The 16,793-nt window shown below is 58.3% G+C and carries 12 protein-coding genes and 1 pseudogene; 9 read left to right on the forward strand and 4 right to left on the reverse strand.

Features of this window, described 5'->3' with window-relative positions:
• The first annotated feature begins 196 nt into the window (after positions 1–196).
• The 4 genes and pseudogenes from smc to NTW95_09390 all read left to right on the forward strand — a co-directional run bounded on the left by smc (position 197) and on the right by NTW95_09390 (position 6,008).
• Positions 197–3,643: pseudogene (gene smc, locus NTW95_09375) on the forward strand (chromosome segregation protein SMC).
• An 11-nt stretch (positions 3,644–3,654) separates the two neighbouring features.
• On the forward strand, positions 3,655–4,185 hold the full coding sequence (locus NTW95_09380; protein ID MCX6557622.1) for a cob(I)yrinic acid a,c-diamide adenosyltransferase: 531 nt from the start codon (positions 3,655–3,657) through the stop codon (positions 4,183–4,185).
• Between the two features lie 87 nt (positions 4,186–4,272).
• The gene (locus NTW95_09385; protein ID MCX6557623.1) at positions 4,273–5,478 is read left to right on the forward strand and encodes a hypothetical protein; all 1,206 of its coding nucleotides are present in this window, start codon (positions 4,273–4,275) and stop codon (positions 5,476–5,478) included.
• Positions 5,479–5,642: 164 nt separating this feature from the next.
• Positions 5,643–6,008 carry a hypothetical protein gene (locus NTW95_09390; GenBank protein ID MCX6557624.1) on the forward strand — a complete coding sequence of 122 codons (366 nt, stop codon included), beginning with the start codon at positions 5,643–5,645 and terminating at the stop codon, positions 6,006–6,008.
• Positions 6,009–6,044: 36 nt separating this feature from the next.
• Here the strand turns inward: NTW95_09390 and NTW95_09395 are convergent, their stop codons facing one another.
• Entirely contained in the window at positions 6,045–8,369 is a 2,325-nt protein-coding gene (locus NTW95_09395; GenBank protein ID MCX6557625.1) for a PBP1A family penicillin-binding protein, read from the reverse strand.
• 106 nt (positions 8,370–8,475) lie between these two features.
• Between NTW95_09395 and NTW95_09400 the strand changes: the two genes are divergently transcribed.
• Positions 8,476–8,847 carry a holo-ACP synthase gene (locus NTW95_09400; GenBank protein ID MCX6557626.1) on the forward strand — a complete coding sequence of 124 codons (372 nt, stop codon included), beginning with the start codon at positions 8,476–8,478 and terminating at the stop codon, positions 8,845–8,847.
• A gap of 39 nt (positions 8,848–8,886) precedes the next feature.
• Here the strand turns inward: NTW95_09400 and NTW95_09405 are convergent, their stop codons facing one another.
• Positions 8,887–9,426 carry a DUF4388 domain-containing protein gene (locus tag NTW95_09405; GenBank protein ID MCX6557627.1) on the reverse strand — a complete coding sequence of 180 codons (540 nt, stop codon included), beginning with the start codon at positions 9,424–9,426 and terminating at the stop codon, positions 8,887–8,889.
• A gap of 132 nt (positions 9,427–9,558) precedes the next feature.
• Between NTW95_09405 and ligA the strand changes: the two genes are divergently transcribed.
• The 4 genes from ligA to NTW95_09425 all read left to right on the forward strand — a co-directional run bounded on the left by ligA (position 9,559) and on the right by NTW95_09425 (position 13,833).
• Positions 9,559–11,601: an NAD-dependent DNA ligase LigA gene (gene ligA, locus NTW95_09410; GenBank protein MCX6557628.1), complete on the forward strand. Its 2,043-nt coding sequence runs from the start codon at positions 9,559–9,561 to the stop codon at positions 11,599–11,601.
• A gap of 108 nt (positions 11,602–11,709) precedes the next feature.
• A complete protein-coding gene (locus tag NTW95_09415) occupies positions 11,710–12,885 on the forward strand; it encodes an aminotransferase class I/II-fold pyridoxal phosphate-dependent enzyme (GenBank protein ID MCX6557629.1) in 1,176 nt (391 codons plus the stop codon).
• A gap of 81 nt (positions 12,886–12,966) precedes the next feature.
• Positions 12,967–13,647 (forward strand): cyclase family protein, encoded by a 681-nt coding sequence (locus NTW95_09420; GenBank protein ID MCX6557630.1) that lies wholly within the window; start codon positions 12,967–12,969, stop codon positions 13,645–13,647.
• Positions 13,648–13,668: 21 nt separating this feature from the next.
• Complete coding sequence (locus NTW95_09425; protein ID MCX6557631.1) at positions 13,669–13,833, forward strand: hypothetical protein; 165 nt, start codon at positions 13,669–13,671, stop codon at positions 13,831–13,833.
• Positions 13,834–13,855: 22 nt separating this feature from the next.
• Here NTW95_09425 and NTW95_09430 read toward each other — a convergent pair whose 3' ends face one another.
• On the reverse strand, positions 13,856–15,319 hold the full coding sequence (locus NTW95_09430; protein ID MCX6557632.1) for a hypothetical protein: 1,464 nt from the start codon (positions 15,317–15,319) through the stop codon (positions 13,856–13,858).
• 27 nt (positions 15,320–15,346) lie between these two features.
• Positions 15,347–16,654 (reverse strand): tRNA (N6-isopentenyl adenosine(37)-C2)-methylthiotransferase MiaB, encoded by a 1,308-nt coding sequence (miaB, locus tag NTW95_09435; GenBank protein ID MCX6557633.1) that lies wholly within the window; start codon positions 16,652–16,654, stop codon positions 15,347–15,349.
• Positions 16,655–16,793: the final 139 nt, after the last annotated feature.

Consider the following 16,793-nt stretch of genomic DNA (forward strand, 5'->3'; position numbering starts at 1 on the left):
GGCTCGATGAGCGCGAGCACATGAACCGCAGCTTCGTTTTCGGCGGCCAGCCCCGGCGCGTCGCCGGATAAAGACCAGGCAACGGCCGGCGGCAGCGCCCAAAAAACGTTCAACGCCCCGGCGCCAGGGAAATTTACAAACGGCCGGAGTTGTGATATCGTGATAGCGGCCGGCAGGGTTCGGCCCGGACGGAGTCATGAACATCTATCTGAAAAAACTCGAAATGCACGGGTTCAAATCGTTCCCGGAAAAAACCGTCGTCCAGTTCCACCAGGGCATCACGGCCGTAATCGGACCCAACGGCTGCGGCAAGAGCAACCTGGTCGACGCCCTGCTCTGGGTGCTGGGCGAACAGCGCATCAAGAACCTGCGCGGCGAAAACAACGAGGACCTGATCTTTACCGGCAGCGCCTCGAAAAAACCGCTGGGCATGACCGAGGTCGGGGCCTATTTCGCCAACAACGACAACGAGACCTACATCGCCCGGCGTTTTTTCCGCTCCGGCGAGGGCAAATACGTCCTGAACGAAAAATTCTGCCGCAACAAGGATATCCAGGACACCCTGTTCGACCTGGGCATCGGCGAGCGCAACTACTTCATCTTCGAACAGGGCAGCGTCGAGAAGATGATCAATCTCAAGCCCAGCGAAAGGCGCATCCTGATCGAGGAAGCGGCGGGCATCGCCCAGTACCTGGAGAGGAAAAAGGAAACAACCGGCAAGCAGATCATCGCCCAGCAGAACCTGGACAGCCTAGATCTCGTTTTGCAGGAAAAGAACAACCGGCTGCGCGAGCTGAAAAACCAGGTGCACTTCGCCCGCAAGTACCGCAACCTCAAGAACCAGAAGAACGATTACCTGAAGGCGCTGCTCAAGAAGAAATACCTGAATTTCAAGGAGGGGTTCGACCTCCAGGGCGGCAAGATCGTGGAGTTCATGAGCGGTGAAGCGGCGCTGGCCAAGGAGATCGCCGATTTCGATAAGAGCCTGCTCGAGCTGGAAACGAAGCGCTGGGAGCTGGACCGCAGCCTGAAAAAAAACCAGCAGCTGATCTATGACCACAACAACGCGATTCTGAACGGCAGCAAGGAGATCGAAAAATCGCTGCAGCGGCAAGAATTCCTCAAGCAGAGGATTCTCGAGCTGGACAAGCTGATCCGGGAGAGCCAGGCCGACATCAAGGAGATCGGCAAGCAGGAGAAGGCGCTGGCTGCGGAAATGGCCGAATTCGAAAAGCAATTGTCCGAGCAGGGCGGCCGCAACCAGGGCCTGGACCTGACTATCGCCGAGCTCAAAAATGTTTCCGCCGAGCGCAATGCCCGCGACGGGCACCTGAAAAAATCGATGTTCAACCTGCAGGTCGAGATCTCGCGAAATCGCAACGAATCCTCCCAGCTGGAAAAAAACCTGATGCGCCTCGAGGCGGATGTCGGCAACCGCAAGCACATCATCGGTGAACTCCAAAGCCAGGGCCTGAGCCCGGAGATGGGCGAGATGGAAAAGGCGGTCCAGGCGCTGGCCGAAGCCCTGCCCGCGCTCGAGCGGGAGGCGGAAGGCGCGGCTGTTGAGGTAAAAACGGCTCGCAGCGCCGAGGAGACGGCTGAAAAACAGCTGCGCGACGCCATGAACGAGATCGCCGGCCTCGGCCGCCAGAAGGAAAAATACCTGGAGATCAAGCACAAGATCACCGGCGCCAACGGCAAGCCGTTCGCTGGCAAAAACCATGGCTTCCTTCAGGAAATGCTGGTGGCGTCCAAGAAACTGCATCCGCTGCTGGAGAGCTTTTATTTCGACGAGCTCGACGCACCGATCCTGACCGACCGCGAGTCCGCCCTGCAGCCGGATTTGCGCAAGGCATTCCTGAAGCGCGCCGCGGTCGCGAGCCTGCCCGAGGCCATCCGCCGCGAGGCCGGTTTCCTGAATTTCGTCAAAGATCTGTTCGAATTGGAAGACAAGGGACTGAAGCCGTTCTTCCGCGATGGCGTGCTGGTGGACTCGCTGGCGTACGGCTTGGCGATTTTTTTCAAATACGGGGTGGACATCATCACCCAGGAAGGCGAAGTGATCGGCGGCAACGGCGTGCTGATCAAGAACCGCGAGCGGGGCATCCTGGAAGTGCTCGATGAGATCAAGGCGATCGACAAAAAAATATCCGTTCTGGAAGAGGGGCTGGCCGGGATGCGCGCCGGGTGCGACTGGATCGCGGGGCAGCAAAAGGAAAAGGCCGCCCGCCTGGAAAAGGCGGCAGCGGCGTTGAACGCTCACAAGGAGGAGGCCATTTCCCTGCGCTCGCGGCTGGAGGCGCTGAAAAAAAATCGCGACCTGGGCCTGAACCGCATCCAGGTCACCGGGGCCGAGATCGAAAACCTGAGCGTCGAAACGGTCAAGCTCAAGGAGCGCCTGGCCGAACTGGAGCGGAAGAAAGCCGAACTGGACAAACAGAACGAGGCGCTGGAACGAGAAAAGGAGGAGTTCAGCCGCGAGAGCGTGAAACTGCTGCAGCAGGTCAGCGAGAAGGAAAAGGAAAAAATCCTTCATGACAACGCCCTGAACCTGATCCGCGAAAAGCTCCATTCGCGGCAAAACTCCCAGCAGGATACGCAAAGCCGGCAGGAAAAACGCCGCCAGCAGGCGAGCAACGCCGAGGACGAGAAGAAACGCCTGGATAAGGAGATCGCGGACGGCATGGCCAAGATGGAGGAGATCAAGGCTGCCGGCACAGCGCTGGAGAAGGAAAAAGCCGGCCTGGAAAAAGCGTTGAAGCAGGAAGAGCTCTCCCTGGACGAGGTCAACGGCCAGACCAAGAATATTTCCGCCGATCTGGCCATCAAGCGCAAGGCCCTGGACGAGTGGCGGGAAAGCAAGAAGGAGAGCGAGATCAGTCTGGCCTCGATCAAAAAGGATCTTTTCCAGCTGGAGGAGATCGCCGGCCAGGAGCTGGGCATGGAGCTGAAGGACATCGAGGCCGACGACTCGCTGCTGCAGGGGGGAACCGCCGAGCTGGACAGCCAGTTGAACGACATGGTCGGCAAGCTGAACCGCATGCGCGAAAGCGACCGCCTGAATTTTTCCGCCGAGGCCGAGTTCGACATCCTGGAAAAGGATTTCAATTTCCTGCAGACGCAGAAGGACGATATCGTCAAGTCGATCCTGGACATGAATACGGCCATCGCCCGCATCGACGATGAATCGCGCACCAGTTTTCTCAAGGCCTTCGATGCCATCAAGGATAATTTCGTCAAGAATTTCAAGATCCTCTTCGAGGGCGGCGAAGCCGAGCTGCTCCTGACCGACAGCAGCAACGTGCTGGAAGCAGGCCTGGAGATCCAGGTCCAGCCGCCCGGGAAAAGGCTGCAAAGCATGCGCCTGCTTTCCGGGGGCGAAAAAACGCTGACCTCGCTGGCCTTCCTTTTCGCCTTGTTCGAGTACAAGCCGTCGCCCTTCTGAGTTTTCGACGAAGTGGACGCGTCGCTCGACGAGGCCAACATCCAGAGGTTCCTGAAGTTCCTGCACCAGTTGAAAAAGAAAACCCAGTTCGTCATCATCACCCACAACTTCAAGACCATGGAGGAGGCCGATTACATTTACGGCATCAGCATGGACGAGCCCGGCGTTTCCAGGCTCTATTCGATGAAGATGACCTGAGGCGGCCAGCCATGGCGGAAGACGGCTACATCCAGGTTTACACGGGTAACGGCAAAGGCAAGACGACGGCTGCCCTCGGCCTGGCCCTGCGTGCCGCCGGCCGGGGGATGAAGACCTACATGGCGCAGTTTTTAAAGAAGGGGGACTACGGTGAGCTGGTGGCGGCCAAGCGGTTTTTGCCGGAGCTGCTCGTCATCGAGCAGTTCGGATTGCCCGATTTCCACCACCGCGAGAGCGGCGTCAGCGAAGCGGAAAGGGAGGCGGGCGCGGCCGGCTTGGTCGCGGCCAAAAAAGCCATGATAAGCGGCATTTACCGCATCGTGGTCCTGGATGAAATCAACACCCTGCTCCATTTTGAGATCCTCCCGCTAGAGCCGATCCTGCAGCTTCTGGCCGCAAGACCGCCCGGACTGGAATTGATCCTCACCGGCCGCTACGCGCCGGAGGAAATCCTGGCGGCCGCCGACCTGATCACCGAGATGCAGGAAACCCGCCATTATTACCAGAAAAACGTCCCGGCCCGCAACGGGATTGAAAAGTAGATTTTTCCCATGGCTATTGACTTTTTGTTTCAATAGGCATATACATTTTCCATTGATGACGAAATTCTTAGAGAGGAGGAACTAGCAATGAAAAAATTGTTGTTCGTGGGGTTGATTTTCAGTTTTTTACTCACCATCCCGGCTGCCGAAAAAGTAAGCCGCCTGGGGCAGCATCCTTTTTATAGAGACAAGGATATCCAGCCCACTGACTTAAAAAAGATCGCGGTTGACAAAGCGGGTGATGTCAAGATGGGGTTCGAGGAAGCCGGCAACGGCGAGCTGGTCTTCGCTTTCCTGGAACAGATCCAGAAAGCCGATGTTCAGACGACCAACTTGAATCCCGGCGACACCCTGGAGTGGATGTTCTTCAAGGAAGGCCGGAAGGTCAAGGTAAAGAAAGACGTGGTCTACGAAGGCAAAAAACCGGTTCCCGCCTACACCTTCGTCATTTCCCGCGAAGGAAAGGTCTATGAATTTATCGTGCCCAAGATTTGCGGAAACATCTCGCTGAAAAATACTCGTGAAGCTCCAGTCTGCTCCCTCAACGTAACGCCGAGCGAAACCGAGGCGGGCAAGCCGGTGAAAATCGACATGTGCGCCTCGCAGAACGTCCTGAAATCCGTTGTCGAAGTCAAGGACGCCGCCGGCACCGTGGTCAAGACCATCGAGCTCACCGCCGACAACTGCTCGGCCGATCTGGTCCTTGACCAGGTTGGCGAATACTCGGTAGTGGCGGTCGGTGAAGGACAGTATGGCGTAAAATCGGCCCCTTGCGACGTGATGCTCAAGGTCACCGAAGCCATGCCGTTGGTTGCGCCCATCGCGGTCGTCACCGAGACCCGCGCCGGAGCCGGCAAATATGGCACCACCAAGCCCCTGGCCTTTCTGATCGAGGGCGGCCCCGGGTTGTTGAAGGGAACCTACACCGGCATGTTCTGGGCCCGGATCGGCTTGCAGGTCAATCTGGTCCAGGACACCCTGGACGCGGTCTTCTCCGTCGGCGGCGGCATCCCGGTCAAAGGCGATCCGTGGAAGTCCTTTTTCATGGGCAACGCCCTGCTGAACCTGCACGCGGGTCCGGCTTATGTGGCCGGCGGCCTGGGCTACAGCAGCAAGGAGCGGGAAGGGCGTTTGGACGGCATCGACCTGGTCGGCGAGCTGGGGATCAACCTGTTCCGCTCGAACGACTCGATCGGCTCGCTGCTCGGCGAACTGCGCGCGCCGGTGTTTACCACCGACCGTGATTTCGAGCACCACCACAAGCTGCTGCTGGGCTTCCGCTTTATCTTTTAATCGCCGCTAGCGGTTGCTCCGCAAGCACTGGCTTTATCGGGGCCAAGGCCAAAAGCCTTGGCCCCTTTTTATTTGAAGGCAATTTTTCCCCCAACGGCCTCCCGACGGCCGAACTTGACAATGCTTTTTTCTCTCGCCTATAATGTGTTCAAGGAGAGACTATCATGCTTAAAAAAATGTTCTTTTTGGGCTGGCTGCTTCTTCCGCTTCTGCTTTCGGCCCAGAGCCAGGACATCAATCTTGGCGGGATCGATTTCCCCAAGGCCTACATCCATGCCGGTACGGATTTTCAAAAGGGGATATATGGGGTGGTGCTGACAATGAAAGATACCGTCCCGTTTTTCAATATCTATGATTCCAAAGAGGGTCTGTTGTTCGAGGAGATGGCCATCGTCAAGGGAGACTACCGGGGCGGGAAAAAATCCGCTTTCCGCATGCAAAAAGGATTTGTAAGGGGTGAGGAGTATTTCCGCATCAAGGTCATGCGCCCCGGGCAAATCCTGATGGCTTATTTCCTGGTCAAAAAATAAACCCGGCCCCGGCCGGATTCCCCTTTTTTCGAGGGCTCAATCGTCGTCGCTCTCTGCCTCGGTCTTGAAATAGTTGTAGATTTTCTGGTGTTCCTCGTCGTTGCAGAATTCCAGTGGTTCCGTGCCCGGCAGGAAGGCTTCGCTGAAAGGGTACAGGCAATCGGGGGTCAGCAGTTTGCCGGTGTACTTGTCGATGTTAATCATGAAGACGCCGGAAGGGACTTGGAATTTGCCGGTTTCCGGGTACTTGACTAAATACTTCTCCATGAAAGCGACGAATACGGGCGCCGCCGCCAGTGAGCCGGTTTCTTGCCTGCCCAGGCTTTTTTTCTGATCGAAGCCCACCCAGACGCCGACGGTCAGGGTGGGCGAAAAGCCGATGAACCAGGCGTCGGTGGAGTCGTTGGAGGTTCCGGTTTTGCCGCCGATGGGCGCCGGCAGATGGCGCGCCCGCCAGCCGGTTCCCGACTTGACCACGCCCTGCAGCAGGTAGTTCATGACGAAAGCGGTCTCCTTTTCAATGACCTGTTTGCGGTCGGGTGAGTTTTCCTCGATGATGTTGTTGTTCAGATCGCTGATGCTGCGGATGAAATAGGAATTGACCCTGACGCCGTAGTTGGGAAAAACCGTGAACGCCTCGACCATCTCCTTGAGCGAGACTTCGAAAGCGCCCAGTGCCAGGGACATGTAGGGCTTGAGGTCGGAGCTGATGCCGAATTTCTTGGCATATTCCACGCCCACGGCCGGGGTGATCGCCTGGAGGATGCGCGCCGTGATCACGTTGCGCGACTGCTCCAAGCCGCGGCGCATGGTCAGCGGGCCCCGGTAATCCTCCGTGTGGTTCTTCGGCTCCCACAATTCCCCCGTCCATTCGTCCAGGTAGGAAAAGGGTTCGTCCTGGATGATGGTGGCCGGTGAGAAACCGTGCTCCAGCGCCGCCGTGTAGATGATCGGCTTGAAGGTAGAGCCGGTCTGGCGCAGGGCTTGAATGGCGCGGTTGAACTTGCTTTTCTGGAAAGCGTAACCGCCGACCATGGCCTTGATCTCGCCGCTCTTGTTGTCAACCACCAGGATGGCGCCGTCGACCTCCGGCTCCTGCTCCAGGCCCAGTTCCAGTCTTTTTTTCCCCGCGTCCACGACCAATATTTTGAACAGGGCGACATCGCCGGATTTAAAGAGGTGTTGGATGCTTTTTCTCGTCCATTGGGCGGAGGCGGCCGCCATTTCACCCCGGTAGGCGCCGATGCGCACCGTCAGCTTGGCCTTGCCGATTTCCATGATCACGCCCTCGACGATCTGGTTGGGCTCGAACCTCAGGTTTTCCCAGGCCGGCAGCTGGTACTTATCGGCATCCAGCTTGCTTTCGACCAGGTTGAACAATTTGGGTCGGCTGCGCCAGCCGCGGCGCTTGTCCAGGGCCCGCAGCCCTTCCCTGAGGGCGTCTTCGGCCCAGCGCTGCGTTTCTCCGTTCAGGGTGGTGAAGACCTTGAGTCCGCCCTTGTACAGCAGGTTGTCGCCGTACTTGCTTTCCAGGTACTTGCGCGTGTCTTCGGTGAAATAATCGGCCAGGGATTCGCTGCCGGCGTCGAAGGGCTTTTCAGGCAGCGTGACGGCCAGTGCCTGCCGGTATTCTTCCTGGCTGATGGCATTCATCAGCAGCATCTTGAGCAGCAGGTAGTTGCGCCGCTTGAGCGTGTTTTCCGGCCGCCTGAAAATCGCGTACAGCCCGTTGGGGTTGGGGATGATGCAAGCGATCAGGGCCGCTTCGGCCAGATTGATGTCCTTGATGGATTTACCGAAATAATAGCGTGCGGCCGCCCCGACGCCGTAAATGCTGCCGCCCAGAAAAATCTTGTTGCAATAAAAGGTCAATATCTGGTCCTTGGTGTATTTTTTTTCGATCTGGATGGCCAGCAGCATCTCTTTCAGTTTGCGGCTTACGGTGGGTTCCGGAGTCAGGAAAAGGCCCCGGGCCAGCTGCTGGGTGATGGAGCTGCCGCCGCCCTGTTTCTTGCGCAGCAGCAAGCCGCTGACGGCGCGGACAAGGCCGCGAAAATTGATCCCCCAATGGGTGTAAAACTGGTTGTCTTCGGCGCAGACGAGGGCTTTTTTTAGTACATCCGGGATATCCGAGCTCTTGACGATCACCCGTTTTTCGATGGCGAAATCCTTGATGGCCGCGTTCTGGTCGTCATAGACCGTGGTCATGACCACGGGCTTGATGTCTTCCAGGTTTTTTATCTGCGGGAAACCCTTCTGATAGACGAGGATCAATCCCAGCAGAATTCCCAGCAGCGAGGTGAGCAGGAAGCTGCTGGCAATGAGGATCGTCCGCAGATGCTTCAAAAAAAATTGTTTCATGGAGATTCCAAGTATATCATATTCTCGGCCGCAAAAAAACATCGACCCGGCCCGCTGCGGTTGATTTTTGCGGCCGATTTGCCTATACTGGGCGCCAGGTGAAGACATGATCAAGGGCATCGGCGTGGATATGGTCGAGATCGGCCGGGTGCGGAAATTGCTGGAGCAGGACAACGGCTTTGTCGAAAGGATGTTTACGGTCCGGGAAATCGCTTATTGCGAAAGCAAGTATTTCAAGGCCCAGCATTACGCGGCGCGCTTCACCGCCAAAGAAGCATTTTTCAAAGCCCTGGGCACCGGCTTTCGTGACGGCATGAGCTGGCAGGACGTGGAGGTGGAAAACGACGAACTCGGCAAGCCGCAGCTCCGGCTAATCGCCGCGGCGTTGAAAAAATTTAAAAGCAAAAAATTGCGGCGCGTGCTGCTGTCATTGTCCCACACCAGGGAGATGGCCGTCGCCCTGGTCGTTATCGAGTAATTTTCCCCTCTTTTTTGTTTCGTCCCGGGCGGAGGGGGTTTACTTCAGCTTGATCAGGTCGGAGGTGACCATCCCGTAGATGATGCGCGCCGTGTCGAAGATGTTGACCGCGCACTCCTTGGAAATTTGGTTGATGCTTTTCTTGCCGTCGATCTTGGCGATGATCACCCATTCCATGGTGGAAAGGGAAATCTTGCGGCGTTCCTGGCGGTCGATGTCGTTGAATTCGGGAATGGCGTCGATGGAGCCGATTTTCTTGCGCAGCAGCTTCCATTCGTCGATGCGCCGCGCCGATTCCATCAGCAGCGAGGTGATCGGACGCTGAATGCTGGTCGGGGTGTCGACCGACCCTTCTTCAAAGACGAATTCGCCCTCGTCCCAGGAAATGAGGGTGAAGATGGCGTCCTCGCCCTTGAACGAATCGGCCTCGGCATGGACGATCTCGCCTTTTTTCAGGTAGATCATCCCCTGCTGCCCGCTGGTGCGGGTGAGGATGAAACGGCCGGTCTGGTTGGAATTGGAAACCAGCTGGATGATATCCGCCAAATTAATCGAAGATAAGGATCCTTTTAAACTCATTTGTCTCACTCACGGAAAGCATAATAGTATAGGTTTTTTTGTCAATTGTCAATCGTTTTCGCGAATTCGCCATAAAAATTGATTGTTTGGATTTCAGTTTACTCAGGGGGGAATATTTCCTATAATGACGGCATGGATGCCAAGAAGCGGATCGAAGAACTTGCCGCCCAACTGCTCAAGCAGCAATATTTGTACTACGTTCAGGCCCGCCCGGAGATCAGCGACGAGGCATACGATCGCATGTTCGACGAGCTGCTGCGCCTGGAAAAGAAATTCCCCCAGTATGCCGGCGCCAATTCGCCCACGCGTCGGATTGGCTCCGACCTGGACAACGCCTTTCCCGAGAAAGCGCACGCGGCACCGGTCCTCAGCCTGGACAAGCTGTACCAGCCGGAGGAGCTCGAGCTGTGGCTGCTGAAAACCGCGGCCGCCGCCGGCGGCGGGGCAAGTTTCACCGTCGAGGAGAAAATAGACGGCGCCTCCATCGTCCTCTACTATGACCGCGGGGAGCTGCAGCACGCCCTCACCCGCGGCAACGGCCTCCTGGGCAACGATGTCAGCGCCAATGTGCGCACCATCAGCCAGGTTCCGCTGCGCATCGCCGAACCCTCGCCGCTGGCCGTGCGCGGCGAGATTTACATCACCCGCGACGATTTCGAGCGCTACAACTCGCAGGTGGCCGAAAAATACGCCAACCCGCGCAACCTGGCGGCCGGATCGTTGCGCAACCTCAAATCCTCCCTGGCGGCGCGCGTGCCCCTGAACATTTTCGTTTACGAGGGATTTTTTCAGGACGGGACCGGCCGCGATCACCTGGAAATCCTGCAGCGGCTGCACGAGCTGGGATTCCGCGTCAACCCGCAATTGGGGTATTTCTGCGCCGACGATGCCAAGCAGCGGCGGGCGCAGCACCTGTTTCCGGGCATTGTGGCCGGGCCGCTGACCGGCCTGAAGGAATACCTGCGCCGGCGGGCGGCTGCCCGGACGAAAATCCTCTACGATATCGACGGCCTGGTGGTCAAGGTAGTGGAGATGGACCTGCGCCGGGAGCTCGGCAGCACGGCCCACCACCCGCGCTGGGCCATGGCCTACAAGTTCGACTCTCCCCAGGGCCGGACCGTGCTACTGGGCGTGCAGGTGCAGGTGGGGCGCAACGGCCGGGTCACTCCGGTGGCACTGCTCCAGCCGGTGGCGCTTTCCGGAAGCACGGTCACGCGGGCCACGCTGCACAACCAGGACTATATCGACATGCTGGAACTGGGCGTCGGCGACGAGGTCAGCATCTCCAAGCGCGGCGACGTCATCCCGGCCGTCGACGAGGTGCTGGAAAAAAGCGAGCCGGCGCCGGGCACCTACAAGCTGCCCGACCGCTGCCCCTTTTGTCAGACACCGCTGGTGAAGGATGGTGCCCACCATTTCTGCAAAAACGACACCTGCCCCGAGCGGCGCCGGCGTGTGCTCGAGTATTTTTGCGCCAAGGAGCAGATGGACATCGAGACCCTGGGGGAGAAGACCATCGCTTTCCTGTTCGCCAAAGGCTGGGTGCAAACCATCCCCGACATTTATCGCTTCGATTACGGCTTGCTGGCCGGGGAAGAGGGCTTCAAGGAAAAAAAGATTGCCCGCATCCGCGCCGCGGTGGAAAAGAGCAAGTCCAGGCCCTTTGCCAAGGTCTTGGCCGCGCTGGGTTTTGAGGGGGTGGCGTCGGCCGTGGCCAGCGCCCTGATCGCCGACGGCTTCGACAGCGTGGAGAAAATCATCGCCGGTGCCGGGAAAAACGACTGGGAGGCCTTTGCAAGCATCGAAGGGATCGGCGAGGTTACGGCGCGGCTGCTGGTCGGGCATTTCAGCAGCCCGGCCAACCTGGAATTGATCGCCCGCCTGCGGGAGGCCGGCTTGCAGTTTCAGGCCGCGCCGGGCGGCCCGGAAAAGATCGATGATTCGTTCGCCGGCCAGGTCTGGGTCGTCACCGGAACGTTCGCCAACTTCGCCCCGCGCTCGCTGGCGGTCGTTGAGATCGAAAGCCGCGGCGGCAGGGTGGCGGAGAACGTCAGCGCCCGCACCACCTGCCTCCTTGCCGGCAGCCACCCCGGTTCCAAGCTGGCCCGGGCCGAGAAGCTCGGCATTCGCGTCGTCAATGAGGGAGAGTTCCTGAAACTCCTCGCCGGCAAGTGAAGGCCGACGGCCTGCCCCGGCTCCCGGTTGCACTAAATCCTTTTTTCGACTAGAATCATTATTGGTCTTCGAAAATTCAACAAGCATGTTTAGTCGTGCGGAGGTTTCATGAAAAAGCAGGGTTTTGATACCAAGGCGATCCACGCCGGTCTGGAAAAATTCTCTCCCGATTCGCTGTCGGTGCCGATCTATCAGTCGGTGGCCTATCCCTATGCCGACGCCAAGGAGGCGGCGGCGATTTTTACCGGCGAAAAGCCGGGCTATACTTACGGCCGCTGGGACAACCCCACGGTGGCTGTTTTTGAAAAACGCATGGCGGCCCTGGAGAACACCGAGGCGGCCATCGCCACTGCTTCGGGAATGTCGGCGATCTTCCTCTTGAGCCACCACCTGCTCAACCCGGGCGATGCCGTGGTTTCATCCAACCGGGTCTACGGCGGCACCTTCGGGCTTTTTGAGACCGGCTTGAAGAAAATGGGCTCGCAGGTTCATTGGGTCACCGCTCCCGACGACATCTCCGCCTGGGCCGCCGCCATCACGGCCAAGACGAAATTCCTGTTCGTCGAGACTCCCAGCAACCCGGCCCTGTTCGTGGCCGACATTCCGGCATTGGCCGCGCTGGCAGAAAAACACCACCTGCCGCTGGTTGTCGACAATACCATCGCCACTCCGGCCCTGCAGAGCCCCATCGATCTGGGAGCCAGCGTGGTGGTTCATTCCACCACCAAGTACATCTGCGGCAACGGCTCGAGCCTGGGCGGGATCATCTGCGGCTCGCGGGGACTGGTCGAAGGCATCCGCCAGAGTTCCATCCGCTACCTGGGGCCGGCCATGTCCCCCTTCAACGCCTGGCTGAGCCTGCTGGGGCTGGAGACGCTGGGCCTGCGCATGGAACGGCATTGCCTCAACGCCATGGCCGTGGCCCGCTTCCTGGAAAAGCATCCGCGGGTGGAAACGGTGAATTATCCGGGCTTGGACAGCAATCCCTACCGCAAACTGATGGAAAAAAACAAGATGAAGGGCTTCAGCTCGCTGATGTCTTTCGTGATTAAAGGGAAATATGCCGACGCGGTCAAATTCATCGATGCCCTCAAGGTGCTGACCCATGCTACCCACCTGGGCACATGCCGGAGCATCGTCACCCATCCGGCCTCCACCACCCATTCGGCCATGGGCGAAACCGAGATGCGCAAGGCGGGGATCTCTCCGGCCATGGTGCGCTTCTCCATCGGGCTGGAGGAAAAGGAAGACCTGATCGCCGACATCGAGCAGGCGTTGCGCTGACGGCGGAAGGCCGTCCGGTCTTTGTAGGCGCAGCGCAATTTCCCATCCGCCTTGCGGCGGGGATCGGCTGCGGAGGTGATCATGGACGTAATTTTTTCAAGCAAGCCGATCGTGACCGACCTGAGCCATACGCTGGCGCCCGGCATGCCTTATTTCCCCGGTACCGAGCCGCCTGTTTTTGCCCGGCCGTTCACCGTGGCCAGCCACGGGTTCGCCGAGCAGCGGATCACCCTCTTAACCCATTGCGGCACTCACATGGACGCGCCGGCCCACCTGTTCGCGGCCGGAGCGACCCTGGAGCAGCTCGGGTTGTCCCATTTTATCGGACCGGCCGCAGTCCTCGATCTGACCCGTTCGCCCGGTCCGCTCGTCGGCAGCGATGAGCTGCGCCCCTTCCGCTCCCTTTTATCCGGGAAGGACTTTGTTCTCCTGCGCACGGGCTGGAGCTCGCGCTGGGGAAACGACGATTACTTCCGCGCCTTTCCCGTCCTTGCCGAGGCGGCGGCGCTGTGGCTGGCCGACTTCCATTTCAAGGGGATCGGCGTGGATGCTGTTTCGTTCGACCGGATCGATTCGACCGCCTTGCCGATCCACCGGTTTTTCTTGTCCCGGAACATCGTCTTGATCGAAAACCTGACCAACCTGGAAAGCCTTCCGGCCGATGAATTTCTTTTTTGCTGCCTGCCGCTGAAGCTTGCCGAAGGCGACGGCGCACCGGTGCGGGCGGTCGCTTTGTCGGGGCGGGCGTATGAGAAAAAATGACGGATAAGGGAAAATGACACCATGAACGATCCTATGTCGGTAACGGTCAGGCTGATGGACCAGAAAGTGCGGTTCAGCGGCAGCACCCGCTCGCTCCCGGCTGTCAGCGCCGATTATTTCCCGCCGCTCGGGGAGGGGCAGGGCTACACGGGGCTGGAGTTGCCGCTGCTGAGCCTGGCTGAATAAGCCGGCGGCAGATTTTAATGCATCACGGGTTTTTTAAGAGCGGGTAGTGGGTGCCAAAGTAGAGGTTAAAAATCAGGCGGAAATTGTTCAGTGGCGACAGGGCGGGATCGATGGCTGGCAGCGGAATCCCAGGCAGGTGCAGGGCGTTGAACACCCTGATCATCTCTGAACGGTCGACCGTTTTTGATTTTTTGCCTTTCCGCAAGGAGCCGCGGTAACCATGATCGGATTGCATGATGATCACTGGCGCCGTAGGCGAATTTGCCAGGATCATGGCCGCGGTATCCAGTATGCGGCGGCTGATATAAATGTACTGCCCCAGGTAATAGCGGGGATCGTTGTGGTCCCAGATGTGTTCCGGGTCCACAGGGTCGCCATTTGGGTCGAAGACAAAGGGCTCATGCGGGGAAAAGAGGTGGACAAAAACAAACTTGGGACCCGGAGTTTTCACGACGGCTGGGAGTTCTGAGAATACCTGCGCTATGCGTTCGCGGTAATAGTGCGAGAGATCGATCTTTTTCAGTTGCCACAGATCGGGCAGGACGCGCAATAAGGACCGTTCGAAAAGCGCTCTGTAAAAATCATCGAAAAAGATCGAGGCATGGACGAGAGGGTAGTAGAAGCGCTGGTCAGCTGCTTTCATAAAAATCGAATGCAGGCTGGCGAATTCTATCACCCGGTAGCCTCTATTTTTCAACCAGGCAGCGACTGCATTGCGGCCAATCAACGGGAATGGATCATCCCGGTTTGAGAATTCTCCCAGGTTCAGGATGGCCGCGATGGCCGGTTCGGTCTGTGTAAAGCGGGAGCGGCTCTGTTCAGCTACGAAAAACCCCTGCTGGCGTAAAGAGGCGACGAAAGCACCATTGTCATACCCAAACAGCCTGCGAGCCGATTCCGGCGCCGCAAATTCGTCTAAAACAAAACAGTAGATATCCGGGGTTCCGTTCGGCAGGACGGGAAGATGCTGATTCTCAGACCTTCTTGCCCGCGCAAGATCAAGAAAAGATCCCGCCTGATGAACGGCAATTCCGCCGATGTTCCAGGCCAGCAATAGAAACACCGCTGTCTGCAGAAGGCGATTGAGGATCGCCACCTTGCGTTTGGATTTGAATACGAGGGCCGTCAGTCCGAGCCAGATGGTGCCCGGCAGAATAAAGGCCAAACCGTGCGCCTGGAGGGGGCGGGATGTATTCGGCAGCAAGCCGTAGATCTGATCGTAGTAAAGTCCGTAAAAATGAAACAGCAGAAGAAAAAGAAAGAGTGCCAGGGAGCGTTTGCCGAGTTGCTTGCTGAAAGCTCTCGTCAAAAACCAATACCCCGCGGCAACCCCAAGAGAAATCATTGCTGCCCAAAGTACCTGCACCGATTGCACTTCATGGATATTGCGCTTGTATAAATAAAGAACCGGATACAGGCTAAAAAGAAATGGGTAGTATGGCCAATGCGGCTTGGTTTCCGCTTGGGTTGCTGCGGCGGTTTTCATAACCAAGTGCGCTGAGACGGCGGGGAATTAAGTCGTAACATTTGTCGGGTTGACGATCTCTTCGCCGCGCAGGGAATGGGGCCCGGCGCCAATGATTTTTACCCTGGCGAAAGCGCCCATCGGGGCGCGCGAAGTGAAATTGACCACGCGGGTGCTCTCGCTGCGGCCGATCATCTCTCCGGGCTTTTTCGGGTGCGCTGCGCACACCAGCACCTCGATCGTTTTCCCGATCAGCCGGCGGTTGTTTTCCAGCTGGATTTCGGCCTGGAGCTTCTGCAAGGCCAGCAGCCGCTCCTTGGCCTTTGCCATCGGCATGGTGGCGGCCAGGGCCGCGGCGGCCGTGTGCGGACGGGGCGAGTAGACGAAGGAAAAAACCGATTCGTACTGCACGCACTCGAGCAGCGACAAGGTCAGCTCGAAATCGCGCTCGCTTTCGCCGGGAAAGCCGACGATGAAATCGGAACTGAATTTCATTTCCGGCATGGCGGCGTGGAAGGCGCGGACGATGCCGAGGTACTGCTCGCGGGAATAGCTGCGCGCCATTTTTTTCAGGATGCGCGTGGAACCGGACTGGGCCGGGAAATGGATGTGGCGGGCGATGGAGCGGTTCTCGGCCATGACCCTGACCAGCTCCGGGTCATGGGTGCCGGGATACGACGTGATGAAGCGGATCCAGGGGATTTCGACCCGGCTGGCCAGGGTGGCGAGCAGGTCGGCGAATGTCCGGCCGCTGGCCGGCTCGCGCCAATGGTTGACGTTTTGGCCGAGCAGGATGATCTCCTTGAACCCCTGCCCGGCCAGGCATTCGGCTTCATGAAGAATGGCGGCCAGGGGACGGTATTTCTCGCGCCCGCGGGTGAAGGGGACGACGCAATAGGAACAGAAATTGTCGCAGCCTTCCATGATCGACAGGTAAGCGCTGACGCGGCTGCTGCGGGCGGAGGGCGCGGGCACCAGCTCCCGCCAGCGGCGGCTGAAGGCAACGGCGGTTCGGGCGCTTTGGCCGGCGCCGATTTCATCGACGATCTCACCGATGCGGTGGTACTGGTGAGTTCCCACCACGTAATCCGTCTTGACTTTTTTTTTGAAAATAGCGTCCTTTTCCAACTGGGCCACGCAGCCGGCGACGATAATTTTGGCGGCCGGGAACTGGCCGATATAGGAGAATATTTTTTCCTGCGGCCTTTCGCGCACGGCGCAACTGTTGACGATGATCACGTCAGCCTCCGCCTCGCTGGCGCTGGCTTCGAGCCCCTTGCCCAGCAGCAGGTGGTGGATTTTTTCCGAATCGTTGACATTCATCTGGCAGCCGAAAGTCTTGATGAAAAAAGTCATGACTGGGATTTGGCAAGCAAAAGTTCGGCGGCCTTCAGCACGTCGGCATTGATGGCGCTTCCGGCCATCAGCCGGGCGATCTCCCGGACCCGCTCTCCGTCTTCCAGGGGCACGGCCGTGCTGAAGGTCTGGTTGTTCT

The sequence above is a fragment of the Candidatus Aminicenantes bacterium genome, from assembly GCA_026393795.1.
Classification (GTDB): Bacteria; Acidobacteriota; Aminicenantia; order UBA2199; family UBA2199; genus UBA2199.